Genomic DNA, 23958 nt, shown 5'->3' with positions numbered 1-23958 from the left:
GCGGCGCACTACCTGTGGGAGCGGCCTTGTGTCGCGAAAGGGCTGCAAGGCAGCCCCAGGGTATTTCACCGGACTATCAGGATGCCCAAGAAAATGGCACATGTACCCCAGATCAAAATCCCCGCCACCTACATCCGCGGCGGCACCAGCAAAGGCGTGTTCTTCCGCCTGCAAGACCTGCCCGAGCAGGCGCAAATTCCAGGCCCCGCTCGCGACGCACTGCTGCTGCGGGTAATCGGCAGCCCCGACCCTTACGGCAAGCAGATCGACGGCATGGGCGGCGCCACGTCGAGCACCAGCAAGACCGTGATCCTGTCGCAAAGCATCAAACCCGAGCACGATGTCGACTACCTGTTTGGCCAGGTCAGCATCGACAAGGCTTTCGTCGACTGGAGTGGCAACTGCGGCAACCTGTCCGCTGCGGTCGGTTCGTTTGCCATCAGCAGTGGCCTGGTCGACCCGGCGCGTATTCCGCGCAACGGTATCGCCACCGTGCGTATCTGGCAGGCGAATATCGGCAAGACCATCATCGCCCACGTCCCGATCACTGAAGGTGAAGTGCAGGAGACCGGCGACTTCGAGCTGGACGGGGTCACCTTCCCGGCGGCCGAGGTGCAGCTGGAGTTTCTTGACCCTGCAGCCGATGAAGACGGCGGTGGCGGTGCCATGTTCCCCACTGGCAAGCTGGTCGATGACCTGGAAGTGCCGGGGGGCGGTACGTTCAAGGCGACCCTGATCAATGCCGGCATCCCGACCATTTTTGTCAATGCTGCCGATATCGGCTACACCGGTACCGAACTCCAGGACGCCATCAACGGCGATCCGCAGGCGCTGCTGCGCTTCGAGACCATTCGCGCCTACGGCGCTGTGCGCATGGGGCTTATCGACAACGTCGACCAGGCTGCCGGGCGTCAGCACACGCCGAAAGTGGCGTTCGTCGCGCCGCCGAGCACCTACACTGCGTCCAGTGGCAAGGCGGTGCAGGCCGATGAGATCGACCTGTTGGTGCGGGCCTTGTCGATGGGCAAGCTGCACCATGCCATGATGGGTACGGCTGCGGTGGCAATTGGCACTGCGGCGGCCATTCCGGGCACGCTGGTCAACCTCGCCGCTGGCGGGGGCGAGCGCAGCGCTGTGCGTTTCGGTCATCCTTCGGGCACCCTGCGGGTCGGGGCCGAGGCACGCCAGGTGAATGGTGAGTGGACGGTAACCAAGGCAATCATGAGCCGTAGTGCTCGCGTGCTGATGGAGGGCTGGGTTCGCGTGCCTGGCGACAGCTTCTAACGCACCACTGGCGCTCGGCTTTAGTTCGTTGGGGCCGCTTGGCGGCCCTTCGCGGGCTTGCCTGCTGCCACAGGGCAACCACAGCTTCTGGATGCTGTGGTCAACCCGTGGCAGCGGGTGAGCCGGCGAAGGGCTGCACAGCAACCCCGGCAATTCTGAAGGGAGCTGGATATGAGCGCCAACGTAGACCTCAATGACCGCCCGGACTACGACCGGGTGCTACAAACCCTGGCCGATTATGCCCTCGGCTACCGGGTCGAATCCCGCGAGGCCCTGGACACCGCGCGCAACTGCCTGATGGACACCCTCGGCTGCGGCCTTCTCGCCTTGCGCTTCCCTGAGTGCACCAAGCTCCTTGGTCCTCAGGTGGAAGGCACGCTGGTCCCGAATGGTGCTCGCGTCCCCGGCACCTCCTATCGCCTCGACCCGGTCAAGGCCGCCTGGGACATTGGCTGCACGGTGCGCTGGCTGGACTACAACGACACCTGGCTGGCCGCCGAATGGGCTCATCCCTCGGACAACCTTGGCGGCATCCTGGCAGTGGCTGACCACCTGTCACAGAAGCGTGTTTCCGCGGGTGAACAGCCACTGCTGATGCGTGATGTGCTGGAGGCCATGGTCATGGCGCATGAAATCCAGGGCGTACTGGCGCTGGAAAACGCCTTCAACCGCGTCGGCCTCGATCACGTGATTTTGGTGAAGGTCGCCTCGACCGCCGTATGTGCCAGGCTGATGGGGGTCAATCGTGAGCAGATGCTCTCGGCCTTGTCCCACGCCTTCGTCGACGGCCAGGCCCTTCGAACCTATCGCCACGCGCCCAACGCCGGTTCGCGCAAATCCTGGGCTGCGGGTGATGCCTCCAGCCGAGGTGTGCGCCTGGCCGACATCGCCTTGCGCGGGGAGATGGGCGTGCCGGGCGTGCTCACGGCGACGCAGTGGGGGTTCTACGATGTTTCGTTCAGCCACACCAACAAAGACCTGGCGCTCAAGCCCGCCGGGCAGTACGAGCTGCGCCTGCCCCAGGCGTTGGGCAGCTATGTGATGGAGAACGTGCTGTTCAAGGTCAGTTTCCCTGCTGAGTTCCATGCGCAGACCGCCTGTGAGGCAGCAGTAGCCCTGCATCCACTTGTGCGTAATCGTCTGCATGAAGTCGACCGCATCGTCATCACCACCCAGGAATCAGCGATCCGCATCATCTCCAAGAGCGGCCCACTGGCCAATGCCGCCGACCGTGACCACTGTCTGCAGTACATGGTGGCCGTGCCGCTGATCTTTGGTCATCTGGTGGCGGAGCATTATGAGGACGCCTTCCATGCCAACCACCCCAGTATCGACCGCCTGCGCGAGAAGATGGAGGTGGTGGAAGACCCGCGCTTCAGTCGCGAGTACCTGGAGCCGGACAAGCGTTCGATCGCCAACGCGCTGCAGGTGTTCTTCAAGGATGGCAGCAGCACCGAGCAAGTGGTGGTGGAATACCCGATCGGGCATCGTCGGCGGCGGGGGGAGGGGATACCGTTGCTGGAGGCCAAGTTCAGGGCCAACCTGGCGACCCGCTTTGCCCGGCAGCGGTGTCAGCAGGTTTTCGAACTGTGCAAGGACCAGCAGAAGCTGGAAGGCACGGCTGTGCACAGGTTCGTGGACTTGTTTGTGATATGAAGCGGCCGGCACAGGCCCAAACAACAAAGCCCCGGCATCGCTGCCGGGGCTTTGTTTACAGCGTGTAACTCAGCTTACGCCTGGACCACCGGGATCTTGGCGTTGGCTGCCGCTTCGCGGAACTCGGCGATCTGGTCGAAGCTCAGGTAGCGGTAAACGTCGGCAGCCATGCTGTCGATGTCTTTCGCGTACTGCATGTACTCTTCGACGGTCGGCAGTTTGCCGATGATCGAAGCGACAGCGGCCAGCTCGGCCGATGCCAGGTACACGTTGGTCGCGTCGCCCAGACGGTTCGGGAAGTTACGGGTCGAGGTGGAGACCACGGTCGAACCGGTCTGCACACGTGCCTGGTTGCCCATGCACAGCGAGCAGCCTGGCATTTCCATGCGTGCACCGGCCTTGCCGTAGATGCCGTAGTAGCCTTCTTCGGTCAGCTGGTGAGCGTCCATCTTGGTTGGCGGAGCCAGCCACAGACGGGTCGGAATGCCACCCTTGACCTTCTCCAGCAGCTTGCCGGCAGCGCGGAAGTGACCGATGTTGGTCATGCACGAACCGATGAACACTTCGTCGATCTTCTCGCCTTGTACCGAGGACAGCAGGCGGGCATCGTCCGGGTCGTTCGGCGCGCAGAGCACAGGCTCCTTGACGTCGGCCAGGTCGATTTCGATGATTTCGGCGTATTCGGCATCGGCGTCGGCCGACAGCAGCTCAGGCTTGGCCAGCCAGGCTTCCATGGCCTGGGCACGGCGCTCCAGGGTGCGGGCATCGCCGTAGCCTTCGCCGATCATCCAGCGCAGCAGGGTGATGTTGGACTGCAGGTACTCGGCGATGGCCTTTTCCGGCAGCTTGATGGTGCAACCGGCAGCGGAACGCTCGGCCGAGGCGTCGGACAGCTCGAAGGCTTGCTCGACGGTCAGTTCGTCCAGGCCTTCGATTTCCAGGATGCGGCCGGAGAAGGCGTTTTTCTTGCCTTTCTTCTCGACGGTCAGCAGGCCCTTCTGGATGGCGTAGTAAGGGATGGCATGAACCAGGTCACGCAGGGTGATGCCTGGCTGCAGTTTGCCCTTGAAGCGCACCAGGATCGATTCTGGCATGTCCAGCGGCATGACGCCGGTGGCGGCAGCGAAGGCCACCAGGCCGGAACCGGCCGGGAACGAGATGCCGATCGGGAAGCGGGTGTGCGAGTCGCCACCGGTACCTACGGTGTCAGGCATCAGCATGCGGTTCAGCCAGCTGTGGATGATGCCGTCGCCCGGGCGCAGCGACACGCCGCCACGGGTGCGGATGAAGTCTGGCAGGGTGTGGTGGGTGGTGACGTCGATCGGCTTCGGATAGGCCGCGGTGTGGCAGAACGACTGCATGACCAGGTCAGCAGAGAAGCCCAGGCATGCCAGGTCTTTCAGCTCGTCGCGCGTCATCGGGCCCGTGGTGTCCTGGGAGCCGACGGTGGTCATTTTTGGCTCGCAGTAGGCGCCTGGGCGCACGCCCTGGCCTTCTGGCAGGCCACAGGCACGGCCGACCATTTTCTGCGCCAGGGTGAAGCCCTTGCCGGAATCGGCAGGCTGCTCTGGTTTCTTGAACAGGTCGGAAGCACCCAGGCCCAGCTCGGCGCGGGCTTTTTCGGTCAGGCCACGGCCGACGATCAGCGGGATACGGCCGCCAGCGCGGACTTCATCCAGCAGCACTTCGGTTTTCAGCTCGAAGGTGGTGACCAGCTCGTCGCTGTCGTGACGGCGTACTTCACCTTTGTATGGGTAAACGTCGATGACGTCGCCCATGCCCAGGTTGGTGCAGTCGAATTCGATCGGCAGGGCGCCGGCGTCTTCCATGGTGTTGTAGAAGATCGGGGCGATCTTGGTGCCGAAGCAGAAGCCACCGGCACGCTTGTTCGGCACGTAAGGGATGTCGTCGCCGAAGAACCACAGTACCGAGTTGGTAGCGGATTTACGCGAGGAACCGGTACCGACCACGTCGCCGACATAGGCGACCGGGAAGCCCTTGGCCTTGACGGCTTCGATCTGGGCCAGCGGGCCGACCGAACCAGGCTGCTGCGGTTCGATGCCGTCGCGGGCCATTTTCAGCATGGCCAGGGCGTGCAGCGGAATGTCAGGGCGCGACCAGGCGTCCGGGGCAGGCGACAGGTCGTCGGTGTTGGTTTCGCCAGGCACCTTGAACACGGTCAGGGTGTACTTGTCGGCGATGGCCGGGCGCGAGGTGAACCACTCGCCGGCAGCCCAGGATTCCAGGACGGCCTTGGCGTGCGTGTTGCCGGCCTTGGCTTTTTCGGCCACGTCGTGGAAGGCATCGAACATCAGCAGGGTGTGCTTGAGCTGTTCGGCCGCGACGGCGCCCAGTTCGGCGTCATCCAGCAGTGCGACCAGCGTTTCGATGTTGTAGCCGCCCTGCATGGTGCCCAGCAGTTCGGTGGCGTGCTTGCGGTCGATCAGTGGCGACTTGGCTTCGCCCTTGGCGACGGCGGAGAGGAAAGCGGCCTTGACGTAGGCAGCTTCGTCGACCCCTGGCGGTACGCGGTTGGTGATCAGGTCTACGAGGAAGGCTTCTTCGCCGGCCGGCGGGTTTTTCAGCAGCTCGACCAGGCCTGCAGTTTGTTCGGCGTTCAGCGGCTGGGGAACGATACCCAGGGCGGCGCGCTCTTCGATGTGTTTGCGGTAGGCTTCAAGCACAGTTATTTCCCTCATCAGTGGTCCCTAAAGGGGGTCCGGGACGCTTATCCAGCATTCAATGCACCCATGCGCTGCTGCGGCTTTGTGGGCCGCCCAACCAGGGTCGCAAGGAATCCTTACAGAAGCTGCTTTCAAAGTTTTACGCCTGCAGAACGGGACTGATGAGGGCTGGCGCGGGCATGCGAGGGATGCATGGCCCGGGCCAACGCCGTTCTACCGGATCAACTGTGCTCGTGACGCTTTGAAAACAGCTTCCAACGGACATTGTTGCCTTTGAAAAGGCCGGGTGATTCTACGGTAAAAAAAGCCTGAAGGTAAGGCGGTGTTCATGACTTTAACGAGTGACCCTGGTTAGACAAAGGGCTAACATGGGCCTGTGTTCCATCGCCAAGCTGTTGTTTTTCCATGTCCAACCAATCCATCAAAACCCCATGCGTCGGCCTTTGCTCCACGGTGTATGGAGACACGGTATGCCGTGGCTGCAAGCGTTTCCACCATGAAGTGATCCACTGGAATGGCTATGACGAGGCGCAGAAACGCGCCGTGTGGCTGCGTCTGGAGCAGCTTCTGGCGCAGGTGATGATGGCCAAGCTGGAAGTGTTCGACAAAGGCTTGCTGCGCCAGCAACTGCAGCAGCGTTCGATCCGTTTTGTCGAGCAGCAATCGGAATACTGCTGGGCGTATCAGCTGATTGCCCGCGGGGCGCGGATGATCCGTGATCTGGAGGCCTATGGCATGGTGTTGCTGCCGGAGTTCCGTGACTGGGAACTGCCCCAATTGCGCGACGCCATCGACCGCGAATTCTTCCTGTTGTCCGAGGCGCATTACCAGCGCTACATAGCCCCTGCCTTCCTGCGTGCCGAACTGAGGTAAGCCTTCTTTCTGCTCCATGCTTTGAAAAGGCGCCATTGTGCTTTTTTATCGAGCGTATGGAGTACCGATGATGGCGGATCTGTATTTTGAACCGCTGCTGAGTTTTACCGCGACATGCCGCTGGCAATTGCTGGATGCACCGTTGCGTGCTGCCCAGTTTCATGATGATGAAATCACCCGGCCGTTCTGGGTCGAATTCGATGATTGGAACGGTGACGATGGTTGGCTGATGACCAGCCTGGACTACGGCGAAGAAATGTTGCAATCCTTCCTGATTGACTCGCTGTGGGCGGGCGAGGGTCGTCAGCGTGTGTTTTGTGACAGTTTCTGGTTTGGTGTCTATCGACTTGCAACAGGCTTCGTTTACGAGATCCGCCCTGCATATGAGGGCAATAACGTGAACCGCTGGCCTTCACTGGAATACTGGCTCGACGTCAGTCGCAACGGGTACCTGGGCTTTTACCCTGCGGGTTCGGATGCCGGTGTGCTCAAGGACGACCCGGCCAGTCTGGCGTTGCGCGACCCCTTCGGGGCATCCGTGGTGCTACCCGTCGACCCGCCTATCGATCTGGATACGGTACTGTACAAGCTGACCGCCGCGCGACGAACGCCACTGTGGCACATCCCTGGCCTGAATCCGCAGCGGTTGCAAGAAGGGCAATTGTTCTTGAACATGAAGCTTTATAGCCCGGACGGTCGGCAAGTGAGGCGAAGGGTCGAGCGGGTTGCATACCTTAACAACCGTCGAGGCGAGCGTGGCCAGTTCAGCCTGCAGGTGTTGAACCCTTGCGTGCCTCCTCATCCTCGCCCGCTCTTTGCCAATCCTTGACCCATGCTCGGTTGGCGCAGCGCCAATCAATCGCCGCTGTATTCGCAGCCGCTGGTGCAGGTTTCATGAATACGCACCTTCGACAGCTCCGGCATCAGCGGCTTGACCTGGTCCCAGATCCACTTGGCGATCACTTCGCTGGTGGGGTTCTCCAGGCCGGGGATGTCGTTCAGGTAGTTGTGGTCCAGCTGATCATAGATCGGCTTGAAGATCGCCTTGACCTCGGCGAAGTCGCGGATCCAGCCCGTGTGCGGGTCGAGCGGGCCGGTCAGGTGCAGGCCGACCTTGAACGAGTGGCCATGCAAACGGCCGCATTTGTGCCCTTCAGGGACGTGGGGCAGGCGGTGGGCCGATTCGAATGTGAATTCCTTGAAAATTTCCACGCTGTCATAACTCTGTGTGAATCAATAATGCGCGCAGTCTACCAGCATGGCCGCTACAAGGCTTGCAGGCGTTCATGCAGCCGCCCGGTGGCGGTCAGTTCCAGCAGTTCATCCCCCAGGCGCTGGCTTTCGGCAATGGCCTTGTACCAATAGCGCTTGCGCCCTGGCGCATCGCCCATGAAGCGCTTGAAGTCGTTGCGGTCGGGCAACTTGCCGTAGGGCAGGGCGGCCAGGTATTGCGGCGAAGGCGTCATCAGCAGCACGTTTTGCAGGCGGGTGGCATCGCCCTTGCGCCAGGGCAGGGCCTTGTCGAACCAGCCGGGTACGACCTTGTCGGTGAAGTGCGGGTACAGCACCAGGTCGTCGCCGCGGTAAGGCAGGTCGAGGTGATAGTCGAGCAGGCCGCCGTCGCGGTAGGTGCCGGCGCCGGCACCGGGGATGTCTTTCACGCCCTGCATGACCATCGGTATCGACCCGGAAGCGAGCAGGGCGTGGCGCAGGTTGGTCAAGTCCAGCGGCAGGTAGCGTGAGGGGAAGTCGGTCAGCGTGTCGAGCGGAGGCGCGGCGCGCCCATCGTGCAGAATGATGCGCTCGAAGTGGCGGGCCAGGCGCGAACGGCCCAGGAGGTTACTGGCAACCACCGAGCCCAGGCCCAGGCCCAGGCGGCCGCGATGGTCGTGAGCGAGCTGGCCATGGCTTTTCACCACCAGAATGTTCAGGCGGTAGTGAGGGTTGGCCAGCAGCTGGCCGTCGCGGCCCTCCAGCAGGTCATCAAGCATGCGTTGGCAGCTGCGGCTGATTTCGGCCGGGGTGACGCCCTTGGCAAAATCCTGCTCGGTGTATAGCTCGCCCAGGCGGCGGATGCCGGCGACTGGGTCGTCGAGACAGACGCTGGCGAAGCGCCAGGCACCGATCGATGCGCCGATCAGGGCACGTTGACGGGGTGCCGAGGGTAGCCACTCGCCGAACAGCGCCAGGTCCAGGCCCTGGATGCCCAGCGGCTTCGGCCCACCCGCCGCGCCCGGCAATACCCCGACATCGGCCGCTTGCAGGCCGCGCTCGCGGATGTGTCGCAAGGCACGCTGGCCGGCCTTGAAGGTGAGGGCGGGGTATTTGATGTGGATGGCGCTCATGGCGGGTCTCTTGGGCTAAAAGCAGCCGTTACAGATAGCACACCTGTGTGTGCCTGTATTGGCCCTTTCGCAGCACAAGGCCGCACCTTGCACGAGGCCGGGTCGGGTTGGCGGCGTAACTGCGCTATCATGCCGCCAGCTGTTTTCAGGTTGAATTAAGGACCGCTGGTTAATCTTAACCCCGTAGACAACTTGCACAGTTCTCAGGAGAGAAGAACGATGAAAACCATGACTGCCCTGATCACCGCCGCTGCCCTCGCCCTGGGCGCCAATGCCGCCTTCGCCAAGGACGTTCAGCCTGACGAAGTGGTCAAACTGGTCAACGCCAAGACCATCAAGTCGCTGGACGAACTCAAGGCCGCTGCCGTGGCCAAGCACCCAGGCGCCACCGTCACTGACTCGGAACTTGAAGACGAGTACGGCCGCTACATCTACAAGGTCGAGCTGCGTGATACGCAGAACGTCGAATGGGACGTCGACATGGATGCCAAGACCGGTGAGGTACTCAAGGACGCACGAGACAGCTGATGATCCATGTATCCCGGACGGCACGTTACCTGGCGCTCTCGCTGCTTGCCGTCTGCTCCCTGGCTGTTGCCCGCGACCTGGATCAGGATGAAGCCCTGAAGCTCCGTCAGAAGGGCATCATCCTGCCGCTCGAACAGCTGCTCGAGACCGCCCTGGGGCGTCATCCCGGGGCGCGTCTGCTGGAAGCCGAGCTGGAAGAAGACGATGATCGCTACGAATATGAAGTCGAGTTGCTGACGACTGAAGGTGTGGTGCGCGAGATCAAGCTCGATGCCAGCACCGGCGCCCTGCTCAAAGACGAGGAAGATGACTGAATGCGCCTGTTGCTTGTCGAGGACAACGTACCGTTGGCCGATGAACTGACCACCGGCCTGCAGCGCCAGGGCTATGCCGTGGACTGGCTGGCTGATGGCCGTGACGCGGTTTACCAGGGGCAAAGCGAGCCTTACGACCTGATCATCCTGGACCTCGGCCTGCCTGGCTTGCCCGGTCTGGACGTGCTGGCCCAGTGGCGCGCCGCCGGCCTGGCCACGCCGGTATTGATCCTCACCGCCCGCGGCTCCTGGGCCGAGCGCATCGAAGGGCTGAAGGCCGGGGCTGACGATTACCTGAGCAAGCCCTTCCACCCCGAAGAGCTGCAACTGCGCATTCAGGCGTTGCTGCGCCGCGCCCGTGGCCTGGCCAATCAGCCGAAGCTGGAAGCGGCCGGCCTGCACCTTGACGAAAGCCGTCAGTGCGTGAGCCGCGACGGGGTGGATGTGCAACTGACCGCCGCCGAGTTCCGCCTGCTGCGCTACTTCATGCTGCACCCGCAGCAGATCCTGTCCAAAAGCCACCTGGCCGAGCACCTCTACGACGGTGAAACCGAGCGCGACTCGAACGTGCTGGAGGTCCACGTCAACCATTTGCGCCGCAAGCTGGGCCGCAGTGTGATCGAAACCCGTCGCGGGCAAGGCTACATCTATGCGGGGAGCGGCGAGTGAAGTCGATCCAGGCACGCCTGAGCCTGGGCCTGGTGGCGGTATTGGTGGTGGTCGGCGTGGTGCTGGCGCAACTGACCTTGTGGCTGTTCGAGGCCGGCCTGCAACGTTATCTGGAAAACGGCCTGCGCAACGAAAGCGAGAACCTTCTGGTGGCATTGGTGCGCGGGCCTTCGGGCCTGCAGCTGGATGAGCGGCGCATCTCGGCTGCCTATCAGCGGCCGTTTTCCGGTTACTACTTCCGCATCGATTTCGACCAGGGTACCTGGAGGTCTCGTTCGCTGTGGGACCTGGACATGCCCAAGCCCGCAGCGCCCGGGCTTTCCGATAGCCATGAACTCGGCCCGGAAGGCCAGCAACTGCTGGCCCTGCGTGCCGACTACCGGCGCCTGGGCCAGGACATTTCGATCAGTGTGGCTCAGGACTATTCGCCGGTGCGCGAAGGTTTTCGGCGCTTGCAGCAGATCGGCCTGGGCATGGGCCTGGTGGCGCTGATTCTGATTCTGGTGCTACAGCGCATCACGGTTACCCGCTCGCTGCGGCCGCTGGAGCGGGCACGCCAGCAGATCGCCCAGCTGCAGCAGGGGCAGCGCTCGCAGCTGGATGCCGAGGTGCCCAGCGAGTTGGTACCGCTGGTGGGGCAGATCAACCATTTGCTTAGCCATACCGAAGACAGCCTGCGCCGTTCACGCAATGCCCTCGGTAACCTCGGCCATGCGCTGAAGACGCCGCTGGCGGTGCTGCTGAGCCTGGCCTCCAGTGAACGCTTGCAGGGTCTGCCGGAGGTACGGGCGCAAATGCGTGAGCAGTTGCAGCAGATTCAGGAACGCCTGGCGCGCGAGCTGAACCGTGCGCGCCTGGCAGGGGATGCGCTGCCGGGCGCGCAGTTCGATTGTGATGCCGAACTGCCGGGGTTGCTCGGGACCTTGGGCATGATTCATGGCGAGGGCCTGCTCCTGGCAAGTGATGTGTCGCCCGGGGTGTTGTTGCCATGGGACCGCGAGGACGTTCTGGAACTGTTGGGTAATCTGCTGGACAACGCCTGCAAGTGGGCAGACAGCGAAGTGCGCCTGGGTATCGCGCCGAACGCCGAGGGCTACCGGCTGTGGGTTGATGACGATGGCCCGGGTATACCGCAAGACCAGCGGCAGCAGGTGCTGGAGCGTGGTTCGCGGCTGGACGAACAGGTGGCTGGGCATGGGCTGGGGTTGGGCATCGTGCGCGATATCGTTGACGCATGGGGAGGGCGCCTGGGCTTGCTGGAGAGCCCGCTGGGCGGGTTGCGGGTGAGCATCGACCTGCCGCGCAAGGCTCGTTAATGCCGGGGCCGCTGTGCGGCCCATCGCGACACAAGGCCGCTCCCACAGGTGTACGCAATCCCCTGTGGGGCCTTGTGTCGCGAAAGGGCGCGCCGCGTCCTTTGGTCCTATCAGTACTGCAAAAAAATTGCAGTACAGCCGCAGTTTTTTGAATTAGCCCAAATTCCCCCCACCCGGCAAAATCCTCCCACGAAACCCTGCGGTTTCCATCTCTCCACGGACGGAGCCCCTTGTGCTATTGCATGCGCAATACGAGGCCCAGGCCAACTCGGCTGGGCTTTCTTTTTGAACAGAAAAATCAAAGATCCCGATTGCCCAAATGTCTGCCTCGCGTTCCGAAAGTCGTCTGCAGCGGCTGTTGCCGGCCCCTCTCAACATCCCCCCAAAAGAATGGTTGCGTGCCGGTGTCGGTGCGCTGCTTGGTCTGTTCCTCGCGGGCTGGCTGACCAGCCTGGCCTATGGCCCCAGCATCGCCCTGCACTTGCTCGGCCCGCTGGCTGCTTCGGCGGTACTGGTGTTTGCGGTGCATTCCGGCCCCCTGGCCCAACCTTGGCCAGTGTTGGGTAGCTACGCCCTGGCGGGTGCAGTGGGGCTGGCCATGCGCGAAGGCTTTGGCCCCGAGCTGTGGGTGGCTGCTGCGGCGCTCGGCATCTCGATCCTGGTCATGTGCCTGTTGCGCTGCCTGCACCCGCCGGGTGGCGGCGTGGCAGTGAGCGCGGTGCTGGCCGACCCGGGGTTGACCGCCATGGGCGATCATCTGCTGGAGCCGGTGCTGCTCAATGCGCTGATCCTGGTGACAGTGGCAATCGCCTACAACCGTTTGACGGGTGTGCGCTACCCGAAAGGCGCGGTGCCACGCAAAGACCTGCATCACACCCATGACCCGCTGCCCGGCGAGCGGGTCGGCATCCGCAGTGAAGACCTGGACCAGGCCCTGGAAGAGCTGGGCGAGTTCGTCGATGTCACCCGTGACGAGCTGGAGCGCATCATCCTCGCCACCGAGCAGCACGCCCTGCAGCGCAGCCTTGGCGGTATCACCGCGGCCTCGGTGATGTCCCGCGATGTGCAGTTCGCCACACCTGATACCACGCTGGAGCAGGCCTGGAAAATGCTCGCCAGCCATCACCTGAAAACCCTGCCTGTCCTGCAGCACGGCGAGCTTGTAGGCATCGTCAGCCTCAGCGACCTGGTTGGCCCGGCGATGCAGCGTGGGCGTTTCAGCTGGCGCGGTCTGTTCGGCCGCCAGGCAGTGCGCATGGCGCAAGTGATGAGCAGGCGGGTTGTCAGTGTCAGCAGCCAGCACCCGTTGGAGCGCCTGCTGCCCTTGTTGTGCGAACAAGGCCTGCACTGCTTGCCGGTGCTTGATGGCGACAAGCTGGTGGGGGTGATCACCCAGACCGACCTGATTGCCGGCCTCAAGCGTCAGTTGCTCAGCAAGACCGAGGCTTCAGATAACCGGGTCCCAGCGCTGTGACCAGTCGCTGGCGCCGGCAGCGACCAGCCGGCGCAGGATCGCGAAGGCCTGTTGCAGGGCTTCGCTGTCACGTTTTCGCGGGTACACCAGAAAGGTCGGGTAGGTGAACTCCGGAGCCTGAGGTACCCGCTCGAACACGCCGCTGTCCAGATAGGCCTGCACCACCCGCGTGCGGAAGTAGCCACTGCCACCTTGGTCGAGTATGAACTGCAGGGCCAACGGGCCAAGGTTGAAGCTAAGCGCCGGGCGCGCGCAGTCGGGCAGGGCCGCATCATGCTGGCGGCGGAAGGCCTCGCCCCAGTCGATGTAGATGTACGGCTCGGGCCGCTCGACCCGGCGCACGCGAATCAGCTTCTCTTCCATCAACTGCTCCACCTGCAGGCCTGGACCGTAGGTCGGCTGGTAGACCAGCGCGGCGTCCAGCAAGCCCATCTCGACCTTGCGCAGCAGCGACTCTCCATCGCTGACTTCGCTGCGGATGGCATGGCTGGGCAGTTCACGGTGCAGGGCACTTACCCAGTCGAGCATCATCGGGTTGCCCAGGCTCACCTCACCGCCCACATGCAGCACCTGCTGGCAACCTTCAGGCAACGGCAGGTCGCGGCGCGCAGCTTCCCAGGTTTGCACCAACTGGTTGGCATAACTGACGAACGCTTCGCCATCGCTGGTCAGGCTGGCGCCGCTGCGGCTACGCACGAACAGCTGGCAACCCAGTTGCTGTTCCAGGCGCTGCACGCGCGCGGTGATCGCGGTTTGTGACACGAACAGGCGTTCAGCCGCGGCGACCAGGCTGCCGCAACGCACTATTTCCAGGAAGGTACGGGCCTGCTCGATGTCCATGGGCTGCTCGGTGGTTGAAGGGGTGGCCTATTCTAGAGGCTTTGCACCGTTATGGGGCGCTATTGCGTTGTCTGCAAATTTGCAGGTCGGTTGTGACTTTAGTCCCATGGCGGCATGGGTAGAGCGGTCCATACTCAAGTTTCGCCCTTCAATAACAACAAGTACCGGGTTTCTAACGACATGAGCTACCAGCACAGCTACGCCCATTCCATTTCCGACCCTGCCGCGTTCTGGGCGGAACAGGCCGCACACCTGGCCTGGCACCGCAAGCCTGCCTTGACCCTGCAAGACAACGCCGACGGTACCCACCGCTGGTTCGCTGATGGCCGCCTCAACAGCTGTTACCTGGCCCTCGATCACCAGATCGAGCAGGGCCGGGGCGAGCAGTTGGCGCTGATCTACGATTCGCCAGTGACCGGCGTGCAGCAGACCTACACCTACAACCAGTTGCGCGACGAGGTAGCACGCCTGGCCGGTTTGCTGCGCCAGCTGGGGGTGAACAAGGGCGATGGCGTGATCATCTACATGCCCATGGTGCCGCAAGCGGCCATGGCGATGCTGGCCTGCGCGCGGATCGGCGCGGTGCATTCGGTCGTGTTCGGTGGCTTTGCCGCCAACGAGTTGGCCCTGCGCATCGATGACGCCCGACCCACCTTGTTGCTGACGGCATCGTGCGGGCTGGAGTTCGACCGGGTCATTGCCTACAAACCACTGGTTGACCGTGCCCTGCAACTGGCCCGTCACCAGCCGCGCAATGTGCTGGTGCTGCAGCGGCCACAGGCCCACGCTGAACTGCTGCCAGGCCGCGACCTGGACTGGCAGGCGGCCTTGGCCGGCGCCGAGCCGGTGGCGCCCGTCGAGCTGGATGCCGGCGACCCGCTGTACATCATGTACACGTCGGGCACCACCGGGAAACCCAAGGGTATCGTCCGGGAAAACGGCGGCAATGCCGTGGCGCTGTGTTACGCCATGCGCCATATCTATGGCATGCAGGCCGGCGATGTGTGGTGGGGCATTTCCGATGTCGGTTGGGTGGTCGGTCACTCACTGATCGTTTACGGGCCGTTGATGGGCGGCTGTACCACGGTGTTCTACGAAGGCAAGCCGATCCGCACCCCGGATGCTTCGGCCTATTGGCGGGTGGTGGAGCAGTACCAGGTCAACGCGCTGTTCTGTGCACCTACGGCCATGCGCGCCATCCGCAAGGAAGACCCGGAGGGCGACCTGATTCGCAAGCATGACCTCAGCTCGCTGCGTCAACTGTTCCTGGCGGGGGAAAAGCTGGATTCCAGCACTCATGAATGGCTGGAGCGGGTGAGTGGCAAGCCGGTGCACGACCATTGGTGGCAGACCGAGACCGGCTGGCCGGTGACCGCGCCTTGCGTCGGGCTGGAGGGCAGCGCGGCGAAGCCAGGGTCGAGCAACCGCGCAGTGCCGGGTTACAACGTTCGCGTACTGGATGACGAAGGCCACTTGCTCGGGGCCAACCATCAGGGTTCGATCGTGATTGCACTGCCACTGCCCCCCGGCTGCAGCCAGACGCTGTGGGGGGATCACGAGCGCTACCTGCAGGCCTACCTGCGCACGTACCCGGGGTATTACCACACGGGCGATGGCGGCTATCTGGACGATGATGGCTTCGTCTACATCATGGGGCGCACCGATGATGTGATCAACGTTTCTGGTCATCGTTTGTCCACCGGTGAAATGGAAGACCTGGTCGCCCGGCACCCGGCGGTAGCGGAGTGTGCTGTGATCGGCGTGCATGACGAGATCAAGGGCCAGGTTCCGTTGGCGCTGGTCGTACTCAAGGATGGCGAGGGCATTGCCGAGGCGCAGTTGCTGGTGGAGCTGGTGGGTAGCGTGCGCGAGGAAATTGGCCCGCTGGCCTGTTTCAATCGGGTACGGCTGGTGAAGCGCCTGCCCAAGACCCGTTCCGGCAAGATACTGCGGGCGGTGCTGCGCAAGATTGCCGATGGGCAGGATTATGTGCCGCCTTCGACCCTGGATGACCCGGCAGTGCTGGGAGAGATCGAAGCGGTGCTGGCGGATTTGCCCAGGGCGGGTTGATGGTTTGACCTCGATGGCCCCTTCGTAGGCGCGGGTTCACCCGCGAATGGGCCGTTTCAGGCACTGCAGTCTCAGGGGGCAATCTGGTGCAGTTGCCCCAACCGGCTGCGGGTACGCATCAGGTCGGCCAGCGGGCCGCCCAGGCTCTCTTCCAGCGGACGTTTACCTATGACAATCACCCGCCGATCCTGGTCATACAGCACATCCACCAGGTTGACGAAGCGCTGCTGAGCCGCCAGCGAACACGCCGAGAGGTCATCCAGCCCATCGATGACCCACTCGTCATACTCCCTGGCCAGCACCAGGTAATCGATGACCGCGGTGGCCTTCTCGCACAGATCGTCAAAGCCAAGCACCACCCGCCGGCCATCGATGGCCAGCGCTCGCAGCGGGCGCTTGTTCACGTCCAGTATCACCGGTTGTTCGTTCGGCACGTTCAGTGCCTGGCGCTGCGCCGCATTACCCGGCCAGACATAATGGCCCTGGGTAAAACGCTGATGCTCGCGGTTGGCCGGCAAGCTGCGAAAATCAGTGTCGCCACCGACTTCGAGCACGTGCATCGAGCTGTTGATCAGGCGAATGACCGGCAGAAAACGTTCGTGATACAGCGGGTTGGGCAACAGCCCTTCGGGCGCGTAGTTAGAGGTCACCAGCAGGTACACGCCACGGGCGAACAAGGCGTTGAACAGCCGGGTGAGCAGCATGGCATCGCCTATGTCATGCACGTGGAATTCGTCGAAGCACAGCACCCGGCAACCACCCACCAGCTCGTCCAGCGTTGCGCCCAGCGCGTCGTCCAGCGCCCGGTGGCGGTGCATGCCCTGGTGCAGGCGTGCAAAGAAATCATGAAAATGCAGGCGCAGCTTGTCGGCTATCGGCACGGCCTGGAAAAAGCCATCGAGCAACCAGCTTTTACCACGGCCGACCGAGCCGTACAGGTACAGACTGCGCGGTTGACCTTGTTCAAGCTGCATCAGTTGCTCGGCCATGCAGTGGATTACCCGCCGCTGGCCGTCACTCAGCTGATAACCGCGGCTGTGCGCCTTGTCCTCGAACCAGCCGAGCAGCTCGCTCTGTTGATGGGTGGCGCCGCGCAAGCGTTGGCCAAGCTGGCGCAGCGGGGTAGGGATCCAGGCAGACAAAAGCGACGCTCCTTGGGCGATGGCGGGGGCAGCCTGCAGATTGCCCGAGAGCGGCCATTTTGACTAATAGAGAAAGTGCCGGGCAATCATCACTTGTTGCGATAGGTCTGGCCGTCTGTTTGCCCTCACGGGCTATGCCTTTCGTTCCAGCTGGCGCTCGATCAGGTACTTCACCGCCAGGCGACGCTCCTTGAGGTGGCGCAGGTCTTCGTCGACGAAGTTACCGGCCGATATCGATTCGGCAGCCAGCACCTGGTTGTCGATGTCCATGTATTCGTCCAGCAAGCGGTCCAGCGCCTTGTCCTGCTGGCGGCGCTGCTGGACGATTTCGCGCGGGTAGTGCAGGTCCTGGTAGAGGTCGTGAGAGACGGGCATGGGGTCCTCCTTGGTCAATGCGATGGGCTTACCTGATTGGAAGTGCGGAATGCGATTGTGTTGAAGCGAGGCGGGTGGAAACCGACGGACGGTCGCTGCGCCAGCGCCGACATGACTAACTCGCTGTTTTTTGGCAATTTTTTTTATCAGGGGGGTTCACAGACCGAAAGTTTGTTGTTAAAGTGCCGCGCATTCCAAGACAACAACCCAGTTGTCACTCAGTTGGAATTGTCAGAGCAGCAAATGCTGCATCCGATACAGGGGCGTCGCCAAGCGGTAAGGCAGCAGGTTTTGATCCTGCCATGCGTTGGTTCGAATCCAGCCGCCCCTGCCATTTTTCAAGATTCAAACGTATTTAACCCGGTGCCAGGAAAGATGAGCACTGGGTTTTCGCGTTTTTGTGATTTTGCGCGCCTCCGCGCCTCCTGAGCGCGGGTCGTGCCGTACCGGGTTACCCGGAAATCCCCAGCATTTCGTTCAGCGCCCTGGCCAGTTCATCAGCCTGCACCGGCTTCTGGATCACCAGGCTGCCCGGCAGTTCCAGCCCCTGCAACTCCGCATAACCGGTCAGGAACACCACCGGCACGCGGGGGTACCGTTCGCGGGCAGCCAGCGCCAGTTGTGCACCATTGAACTCGGGCATGGCGAAATCAGTCAGCAGCAGGTCAATATCGTCATCCAGCAATGCCAATGCCTGCTCGCCGCTGTGCGCCTGGCGCACCTGGTAGCCGTACTGGCGTAACACATCGCCAAGCATGTCGCGGACCAGGTGGTCGTCGTCCACCAGCAGCACCGTGCGGTTATGGCCGCTCTCGCTGATCGACTGACTGAGCACTGCTGCTACGGGTTCGTTCACCATCTCCTCTTTTACCGCCGGCAGGTATACCGCCACCTCGGTACCGCGACCGAGGGTGGTGTCGATGCGCACGCCGCCACCGGACTGCTTGGCAAAGCCGAACACCTGGGCAAGGCCCAGGCCCGAACCTTTGCCAATGTCCTTGGTGGTAAAGAAAGGCTCGAATACCTTGGCCAGCACGTCTTCGCTCATGCCGCAACCGGTATCGCGGATGCTCAGCATCACGTACTCGCCCGGGTCTGGGTCTTCCGGACGTTGCGGGCGCTGGTCGATATGGGTGTTGCGCGTTGTCAGGGTCAGCTGACCGCCGTCGGGCATGGCATCGCGGGCATTGATCGCCAGGTTGAGGATGATCATCTCGGTCTGGGTGGGGTCGGTCAGTGCCTGCCACAGGGCCAGGTCCAGGTCCAGACGCACCGAAACGTTGCCACCCAGCGTGCGGCGCAGCAGCTCTTCCAGGCCGGCCAGGGTACGGTTGAGGTTCAGCGGCACTGGCTCCAGACGCTGGCGGCGGGAGAAGGCCAGCAACTGCGAGGTCAGCTTGGCACCACGCTCGCCCGCTTCGCGGATATGGGTGAGGCGAGTGCGGGCCTTGTCCAGGTCGGCCTTGGCCAGGTCGCGCTCCAGAAAGCTGGCACCGGTGAGTATCACCGTCAGCAGGTTATTGAAGTCATGCGCCACGCCAGCCGTCAGTTGCCCAACCGCTTCCAGCCGCTGCATCTGCTGCAGAGCGGCCTCGATGCGCTCGCGCTCGTTGATCTGTTCGCGCAGCCGGGCGTTGGCATCTGCCAGGCCCAGGGCGGCTTCGCGCTCGCTGGTGATGTCGCGTGCCACCACGTACAGCAGGGTGTCCTCCGGCACCACCACCCACGACAGCCAGCGCTGTTGGCCGCCGGCGTGCAGGATGCGGCCGACAAAGCGCGCGCTGGTGCGGCCGTGGGAGAGGGCGGCCAGTTCGGTGAGTAACTGTTCCTGGTCGTGCTCAGGCAGCAGGTGCAGCAAGGAGGACTGGCTCAGGCGTTCGCGTGAGAAGCCCAGGCTGGCTTCCCAGGCGGGGTTCAGTGCGACCGGGGTCAGGTCTTTGTTCAGCACGGCCAGCAAATCTTGCGACAGCTCCCAGGCACGATCACGTTCGCGGGTACGGCGCTCAACCCGCTCGCCGAGCATCTCGTTCAGCTGACGCAGCGCCTGGGTGGCCTGGCGTTGCGTGTGGATGTCCTGCAGTACGCCTGAAAAGCGAACGCACTGATCATCGACGAACTGGCTCTGGCCGCTGCTCAGCAACCAGCGGGGCTCCAGGCCATTGGGTTGCGCGATCCGAAACTCCACGCGGTAATGACCGCCGCTTTCCGGGCGCATGGCATGTTCCACTGCCTCGCGCACCAGTGGCAGGTCATCGGGGTAGATGCCGGCGTAGAACACTTCAAGGCTCATTTCGGTGCTGGTGGGCACGCCGAACAAGGTCTTGCAGCGGTCATCCCACAGCAACAGGCCCTCTTGCGGGCGCAGGTCCCAGGTGCCCATGCCGGCGGCGTCGATGGCAATGCGAGCACGTGCTTCGACGTCCGCCAGGGCCTCTTCGGCGCGGCGGCGGCGTTGGCGTTCCTGCACTTCGCTCAGGGCTCGGCGCACGGCTTTGGGCAGCAGTGGCAGGTTCTTCTTCAGCACATAGTCGGTCGCGCCCAGGCGGATCATTTCCACCGCGTGCTCTTCGCCATAAATGCCGGACAGGAATATGAACGGGATGTCGGGTGCCAGGCGTTGGGCGATGGCCAGCACTTCGGTGCCGGATGAGCCTGGTAGCACGCAGTCACACAAGATCAGGTCGTAGCGGGCCTGGCGCAGGGCATGTTCGACACCTGCATGGTCGAACACCAGCTGTGACTGAACATGCAGCCCGCTGCGCTCCAGGCGCATCAGGGTCAGCTCGGCGTCCATCGAGCTGTCTTCGACCATCAGTATTTTCAACGGCGTTTGCTGCATCGTCGCGGCGGCCTCAGTTGCTACCGCGACGGTTCAGTCGCAGTGAGCCGGGTGGCGGTTCGTTTAGCACTGCCCAGAATACCCCGAGGTCGGAGATGGCGGTGACGAATTCCTTGAACTCCACGGGTTTGACCACATAAGCGTTTACCCCCAGCTCGTAGGCGCGCAGCAGGTCGGGCTCTTCGCGCGAAGAGGTCAGCATCACGGTGGGGATGCTGCGCAGTTCGGCAGTGGCGCGCACTTCCTTGAGCACTTCCAGGCCGTCGACCTTAGGCAGTTTCAGGTCGAGTAACAGCACGGCAGGGTTGCCGTCATCGCGCTCGGCATAGGCGTTGCGGCGCAGCAAGTAGTCGAGCGCATCGGCGCCGTCACGCAGCACGATGACCTCGTTGGCCAACTGGCTGCGCTCCAGGGCCAGCAGGGTCAGCTCCAGGTCTCGGGGATTGTCTTCGACCAGCAGAATGGGCTTGAGCATGATGGTAGCGGTGCCTCAGGTAGCAGTGTTTCGGGGTAGGGTGAAGTGAAAGCTGGCGCCCTGGTCGATCTGGCCAGTGGCCCAGACTCGACCGTCATGGCGCTCAATGATGCGGCGTACGCTCGCCAGGCCAATGCCGGTGCCTTCGAAATCTTCCATGCGGTGCAGGCGCTGGAAGACGCCGAACAGCTTGTTGGCGTAGGCCATGTCGAAGCCCACGCCATTGTCGCGGATGCAGACCTCGGTTTCGTCAGGGTGCTGTACGGCACTGATTTCGATGCGAGCAGGCGTACGGCCGCGAGTGTACTTGATGGCATTGGCTATCAGGTTGTGCAAGGCCATGTTGATGAATGCCGGGTCGCCGATCACCTTGGGCAGCGGGGCGATGTCCCAAACGATTGCGCGGCCTTCGTAATCGGGGGCCAGCTCGCTGCGAATGGCCTCGACCAGGGCGTTGAGGTCGACGTCGGACAGGCGCAAGGCCGAGCGGCCCATCTGCGAGAAGTTGAGCAGGTTGTCGACCAGGCTCCCGGCAAAGTGCGCCGCTTCACCGATATGCTGCAGGAAGCGCTTGCCGCGTTCGCTCAGGCCCTGGCCTTCGATTTCGCCAAGCAGTTCGGTATAGCCGGCGATGTGCCGCAGCGGGGCGCGCAGGTCGTGGGAAACACTGTAGGAAAACGCTTCGAGCTCCTTGTTGGAGCGGCGCAGTTCGCCAGCCAGTTGTGCCAGCTCTTCGGCCTTGCGCAGGACAATGCCCAGTACCGCGGTGCGCAGCTCCATCACGCCCTCGATCACCAGTGGGTCCCACGCCTGACAATAGCCGCGCAGTTCTTCCTGCCAGCGTTCAAAACTGTGCCGCGGGTCGAGGTTGCCCTGTGGCCCGACCTGCTTGGTCGGCTGGCCGGCCCAGTTGACCGTGCGTATCTGCTCGGGGCGGAACCACAGCAGGTAGTGCGAGTGGATCTGCGAGATGGCCACTGCCAGCACCCCGCCAGCATGGTTTGCCAGCTCGGGTAGCTCAGTGATGTCGCGGCGCAGGTTGTCGCTATGGAACACGCTGTCTTCGTCACGTTGGCCTAGCCAGTGCACCAGCGCCGTCACCTGGGCCTCAGGCGGGGTCTGGCCAATCAGGTCACAGCGGTCGGCCGAGATCACTGCCGCGCCCTGGGCGTCGGCGAAGGCCAGCAGCACGTGAGGCAGGTCGCGCAAGCCTTCACTGACGCTGTCGTGGTCGGCCATGGACGAGATCATGCGTACGATGTGTTGGCGCAGCGCCAGCAGCTTGCGCGTGCTGGCATGGGACTCGCGGGACTCTATCTGCAACGACAGTACGCTGGCCAACAGCTCGCAGGCCGTGCGGGTGCGCAGGTCCACCGGGCGTGGCTGCTGATGGTGGCAGGAAATCAGTCCCCACAGCTCGCCGTCGACCACGATCGACAGCGACATCGAGGCCAGCGTGCCCATGTTGCGCATGTACTGCAGGTGCACGGGTGACACGCTGCGCAGTACAGCGAAACTCATGTCCAGCGCCTTGCCAGTGCGCGGGTTGGTTGCGGGCAGCAGTGGCGAGGGCTGATAGTTGGCATCCTCGATCACGCGGATACGGTTGACCCGGTACAGCGCGCGCGCCTGGCGCGGGATGTCTGCAGCTGGGAAACACAGGCCTGCGTAGCTGGGGTAGCCCGGGTCGGCTACCTCGGCCAGCACCTGGCCATTGCCTTCGGCATCGAAACGGTAGGCCTTGACCCGCCCAAAGCCGGTAATGCGCTTGAGCTGCAGCACCGCTTGTTGCAGAAGGTCTTCGATACTGCCGGCCAGTTGCAGACTGGCGACAAAGCTGCGCACCAACGGGTAGTAGTCGCCTTGCCCGACCAGGTCTGCTGGCAGGCGGGGCGGTTCGAACTCGGCAATCAGTACCTGATCGTGGCAATGGACCAGCATGTGCAGCTGGGCACTGATGGGTGCGCCCTGGCGCAAGCGCACGTCGCCAATGTGGAAGGGGAAGACTTCGTCTTCGGGAAGCCGTGTGAGGTGCGCGTGCAGGTCAAAGCCCTCGTGAACCAGGTCGGCGAAGTGGCAACCGATCAGTTCGCGGGCTGGCAAGCCCAACCAGTGCTCGACATTTTCACTGGCCTGCAGCACGCACAGGTCGGTGGCATCCAGCACCAGCAGAAAGCCGTGTGGCTGGATGCTGCCCGGAACCTGGATCGGTTCTTGGGCACAGCGCTCCATGGCGTCTGCCAGTGAGTTGTCTGCAGTCATGATTGAAAAAGCTCCTGTCATGTCCGTCCGTGTACGGCACAGGTGTCTGGCGCGGGACGAATACGATTCACCCTAACAGAATCCCGGCGAATTTACCGGCTCCTGGCCATTGGAGGCACGGGGAGGCCACGGGTTCTGTGCGGTACAGGCTTTTTTTGATGCGACCGTATCGCTTTATCGCTAATACAAAAAAATGGCGTTATGCCACATCGGTTGCGCCGCCTCACTGCTACGCTCAGTTCAGGACGTTTCGATAAGGATAACAAGGTGACGGAGCGCATGCTGGCCGCGCTGTTCGGCCTGTTGTTCAGCGGCAGTACCGTGGCGGCGGATTTTCTCGTGGAAGTGCGGGTACTGGTGCAGCGTGGCTGCATGCTGGTCAACCAGACCCGCGATGCGGGAGCTCAGGCCCTGGGACGTATCGACCTAGGGGCGACGGCGCGCCTGGATGGCCCTGGCGCGCCCTTGAGTGGTGTGCTGCTGAGCCAGCGTCCGCCGCGCCTGGAGTGCAACCCGGATACGCCCTATCAGGTGCGCGTCGACGGTGGCCAGCATGGTGGCGTCGGCGAACTGCGCTACCTGGCCAGCGACGATCGCCAGGCGCGGCCCATTCCTTACCGCTTGTACCGTGACGCTGCCTGGCGTGAGCCTCTGGCGGTGGGGGTAGCCCAGTCGGCGCGTGTGCCGGGCAGCGGTTCGGTGGAGTTGCCGCTGTATGCACGTATCGACAAACTGGCCTGGGTGCCGGATGCAGGGGTTTATGCCGACCTGCTGAAAGTCACCGTCACCTGGTAGGGACGCCACCATGCACA

General features: G+C 63.0%; 20 protein-coding genes and 1 tRNA gene. 12 read left to right on the top strand and 9 right to left on the bottom strand.

The features are described 5' to 3' along the window. Positions 1–93: 93 nt before the first annotated feature. Both prpF and prpD read left to right on the top strand, forming a co-directional pair. On the top strand, positions 94–1284 hold the full coding sequence (gene prpF / locus ACF8Q6_RS10025) for a 2-methylaconitate cis-trans isomerase PrpF (RefSeq protein WP_392494549.1): 1191 nt from the start codon (positions 94–96) through the stop codon (positions 1282–1284). Between the two features lie 171 nt (positions 1285–1455). Next, positions 1456–2940, top strand: coding sequence for a 2-methylcitrate dehydratase (gene prpD / locus ACF8Q6_RS10020; RefSeq protein ID WP_392494547.1), 1485 nt, complete (start codon positions 1456–1458; stop codon positions 2938–2940). A 74-nt stretch (positions 2941–3014) separates the two neighbouring features. On the opposite strand, the gene acnB is transcribed toward prpD, so the two are convergent. After that, positions 3015–5624: a bifunctional aconitate hydratase 2/2-methylisocitrate dehydratase gene (acnB, locus tag ACF8Q6_RS10015; protein ID WP_012053050.1), complete on the bottom strand. Its 2610-nt coding sequence runs from the start codon at positions 5622–5624 to the stop codon at positions 3015–3017. Positions 5625–6029: 405 nt separating this feature from the next. On the opposite strand from acnB, the gene ACF8Q6_RS10010 reads away from it, so the two are divergent. Both ACF8Q6_RS10010 and ACF8Q6_RS10005 read left to right on the top strand, forming a co-directional pair. Continuing rightward, positions 6030–6497 carry a DUF1289 domain-containing protein gene (locus tag ACF8Q6_RS10010; RefSeq protein WP_012053049.1) on the top strand — a complete coding sequence of 156 codons (468 nt, stop codon included), beginning with the start codon at positions 6030–6032 and terminating at the stop codon, positions 6495–6497. A 67-nt stretch (positions 6498–6564) separates the two neighbouring features. Then, positions 6565–7326 (top strand): hypothetical protein, encoded by a 762-nt coding sequence (locus ACF8Q6_RS10005; protein WP_392494546.1) that lies wholly within the window; start codon positions 6565–6567, stop codon positions 7324–7326. 26 nt (positions 7327–7352) lie between these two features. On the opposite strand, the gene queD is transcribed toward ACF8Q6_RS10005, so the two are convergent. Then, positions 7353–7709 (bottom strand): 6-carboxytetrahydropterin synthase QueD, encoded by a 357-nt coding sequence (gene queD / locus ACF8Q6_RS10000; protein ID WP_012053047.1) that lies wholly within the window; start codon positions 7707–7709, stop codon positions 7353–7355. Positions 7710–7762: 53 nt separating this feature from the next. After that, positions 7763–8842, bottom strand: a complete 1080-nt coding sequence (locus tag ACF8Q6_RS09995; RefSeq protein ID WP_392494545.1) for a patatin-like phospholipase family protein — start codon at positions 8840–8842, stop codon at positions 7763–7765. Between the two features lie 219 nt (positions 8843–9061). Between ACF8Q6_RS09995 and ACF8Q6_RS09990 the strand changes: the two genes are divergently transcribed. The 5 genes from ACF8Q6_RS09990 to ACF8Q6_RS09970 all read left to right on the top strand — a co-directional run bounded on the left by ACF8Q6_RS09990 (position 9062) and on the right by ACF8Q6_RS09970 (position 13143). Then, a complete protein-coding gene (locus ACF8Q6_RS09990; RefSeq protein ID WP_392494544.1) occupies positions 9062–9370 on the top strand; it encodes a PepSY domain-containing protein in 309 nt (102 codons plus the stop codon). Then, positions 9370–9684: a PepSY domain-containing protein gene (locus tag ACF8Q6_RS09985; protein WP_003250344.1), complete on the top strand. Its 315-nt coding sequence runs from the start codon at positions 9370–9372 to the stop codon at positions 9682–9684. Before ACF8Q6_RS09990 ends, ACF8Q6_RS09985 begins: the two co-directional genes overlap by 1 nt. Beyond that, entirely contained in the window at positions 9685–10353 is a 669-nt protein-coding gene (locus tag ACF8Q6_RS09980; RefSeq protein ID WP_014591651.1) for a response regulator transcription factor, read from the top strand. Continuing rightward, positions 10350–11669 (top strand): sensor histidine kinase, encoded by a 1320-nt coding sequence (locus ACF8Q6_RS09975; RefSeq protein ID WP_392494543.1) that lies wholly within the window; start codon positions 10350–10352, stop codon positions 11667–11669. Before ACF8Q6_RS09980 ends, ACF8Q6_RS09975 begins: the two co-directional genes overlap by 4 nt. Before the next feature lie 319 nt (positions 11670–11988). After that, positions 11989–13143, top strand: coding sequence for an HPP family protein (locus ACF8Q6_RS09970; protein ID WP_392494542.1), 1155 nt, complete (start codon positions 11989–11991; stop codon positions 13141–13143). On the opposite strand, the gene ACF8Q6_RS09965 is transcribed toward ACF8Q6_RS09970, so the two are convergent. Then, positions 13117–13983: a LysR family transcriptional regulator gene (locus ACF8Q6_RS09965; protein ID WP_010953310.1), complete on the bottom strand. Its 867-nt coding sequence runs from the start codon at positions 13981–13983 to the stop codon at positions 13117–13119. The genes ACF8Q6_RS09970 and ACF8Q6_RS09965 overlap by 27 nt on opposite strands. Before the next feature lie 180 nt (positions 13984–14163). Between ACF8Q6_RS09965 and ACF8Q6_RS09960 the strand changes: the two genes are divergently transcribed. After that, entirely contained in the window at positions 14164–16053 is a 1890-nt protein-coding gene (locus ACF8Q6_RS09960; RefSeq protein WP_392494540.1) for a propionyl-CoA synthetase, read from the top strand. A 71-nt stretch (positions 16054–16124) separates the two neighbouring features. Here ACF8Q6_RS09960 and zapE read toward each other — a convergent pair whose 3' ends face one another. Beyond that, the gene (gene zapE, locus ACF8Q6_RS09955; RefSeq protein ID WP_392494538.1) at positions 16125–17195 is read right to left on the bottom strand and encodes a cell division protein ZapE; all 1071 of its coding nucleotides are present in this window, start codon (positions 17193–17195) and stop codon (positions 16125–16127) included. Positions 17196–17327: 132 nt separating this feature from the next. Next, a complete protein-coding gene (locus ACF8Q6_RS09950) occupies positions 17328–17570 on the bottom strand; it encodes a hypothetical protein (protein ID WP_012052965.1) in 243 nt (80 codons plus the stop codon). A 259-nt stretch (positions 17571–17829) separates the two neighbouring features. On the opposite strand from ACF8Q6_RS09950, the gene ACF8Q6_RS09945 reads away from it, so the two are divergent. Further along, positions 17830–17904, top strand: a tRNA-Gln gene (locus tag ACF8Q6_RS09945). Positions 17905–18021: 117 nt separating this feature from the next. Here ACF8Q6_RS09945 and ACF8Q6_RS09940 read toward each other — a convergent pair. From ACF8Q6_RS09940 to ACF8Q6_RS09930, 3 genes are read right to left on the bottom strand one after another with little or no spacing between them, the layout of a single operon-like run. Continuing rightward, the gene (locus tag ACF8Q6_RS09940; protein WP_014753816.1) at positions 18022–20409 is read right to left on the bottom strand and encodes a response regulator; all 2388 of its coding nucleotides are present in this window, start codon (positions 20407–20409) and stop codon (positions 18022–18024) included. Positions 20410–20422: 13 nt separating this feature from the next. After that, positions 20423–20884: a response regulator gene (locus tag ACF8Q6_RS09935; protein WP_003250360.1), complete on the bottom strand. Its 462-nt coding sequence runs from the start codon at positions 20882–20884 to the stop codon at positions 20423–20425. Positions 20885–20899: 15 nt separating this feature from the next. Continuing rightward, positions 20900–23146, bottom strand: a complete 2247-nt coding sequence (locus ACF8Q6_RS09930) for an ATP-binding protein (RefSeq protein WP_392494534.1) — start codon at positions 23144–23146, stop codon at positions 20900–20902. Between the two features lie 267 nt (positions 23147–23413). On the opposite strand from ACF8Q6_RS09930, the gene ACF8Q6_RS09925 reads away from it, so the two are divergent. Then, entirely contained in the window at positions 23414–23941 is a 528-nt protein-coding gene (locus ACF8Q6_RS09925) for a spore coat U domain-containing protein (protein ID WP_392494532.1), read from the top strand. The last annotated feature ends 17 nt before the right edge of the window (positions 23942–23958 follow it).

It is taken from the genome of Pseudomonas sp. GLN_2, from assembly GCF_043106005.1.
Taxonomy (GTDB): Bacteria; Pseudomonadota; Gammaproteobacteria; order Pseudomonadales; family Pseudomonadaceae; genus Aquipseudomonas; species Aquipseudomonas alloputida.
Note: the sequence above shows the minus strand (reverse complement) of the source record. Positions and strands in the feature narration are given on the sequence as shown.

What these genes read in the sequence shown, in the direction of transcription:
- ACF8Q6_RS09930 (WP_392494534.1), bottom strand. Translation starts at nt 23,146, where the DNA reads ATGACTGCAGACAACTCACTGGCAGACGCCATGGAGCGCTGTGCCCAA.
- ACF8Q6_RS09970 (WP_392494542.1), top strand. Translation starts at nt 11,989, where the DNA reads ATGTCTGCCTCGCGTTCCGAAAGTCGTCTGCAGCGGCTGTTGCCGGCC.
- prpD (WP_392494547.1), top strand. Translation starts at nt 1,456, where the DNA reads ATGAGCGCCAACGTAGACCTCAATGACCGCCCGGACTACGACCGGGTG.
- ACF8Q6_RS09985 (WP_003250344.1), top strand. Translation starts at nt 9,370, where the DNA reads ATGATCCATGTATCCCGGACGGCACGTTACCTGGCGCTCTCGCTGCTT.
- ACF8Q6_RS10005 (WP_392494546.1), top strand. Translation starts at nt 6,565, where the DNA reads ATGATGGCGGATCTGTATTTTGAACCGCTGCTGAGTTTTACCGCGACA.
- prpF (WP_392494549.1), top strand. Translation starts at nt 94, where the DNA reads ATGGCACATGTACCCCAGATCAAAATCCCCGCCACCTACATCCGCGGC.
- ACF8Q6_RS09950 (WP_012052965.1), bottom strand. Translation starts at nt 17,570, where the DNA reads ATGCCCGTCTCTCACGACCTCTACCAGGACCTGCACTACCCGCGCGAA.
- ACF8Q6_RS10010 (WP_012053049.1), top strand. Translation starts at nt 6,030, where the DNA reads ATGTCCAACCAATCCATCAAAACCCCATGCGTCGGCCTTTGCTCCACG.
- ACF8Q6_RS09940 (WP_014753816.1), bottom strand. Translation starts at nt 20,409, where the DNA reads ATGCAGCAAACGCCGTTGAAAATACTGATGGTCGAAGACAGCTCGATG.
- ACF8Q6_RS09990 (WP_392494544.1), top strand. Translation starts at nt 9,062, where the DNA reads ATGAAAACCATGACTGCCCTGATCACCGCCGCTGCCCTCGCCCTGGGC.
- ACF8Q6_RS09965 (WP_010953310.1), bottom strand. Translation starts at nt 13,983, where the DNA reads ATGGACATCGAGCAGGCCCGTACCTTCCTGGAAATAGTGCGTTGCGGC.
- ACF8Q6_RS09960 (WP_392494540.1), top strand. Translation starts at nt 14,164, where the DNA reads ATGAGCTACCAGCACAGCTACGCCCATTCCATTTCCGACCCTGCCGCG.
- ACF8Q6_RS09935 (WP_003250360.1), bottom strand. Translation starts at nt 20,884, where the DNA reads ATGCTCAAGCCCATTCTGCTGGTCGAAGACAATCCCCGAGACCTGGAG.
- ACF8Q6_RS09995 (WP_392494545.1), bottom strand. Translation starts at nt 8,842, where the DNA reads ATGAGCGCCATCCACATCAAATACCCCGCCCTCACCTTCAAGGCCGGC.
- ACF8Q6_RS09980 (WP_014591651.1), top strand. Translation starts at nt 9,685, where the DNA reads ATGCGCCTGTTGCTTGTCGAGGACAACGTACCGTTGGCCGATGAACTG.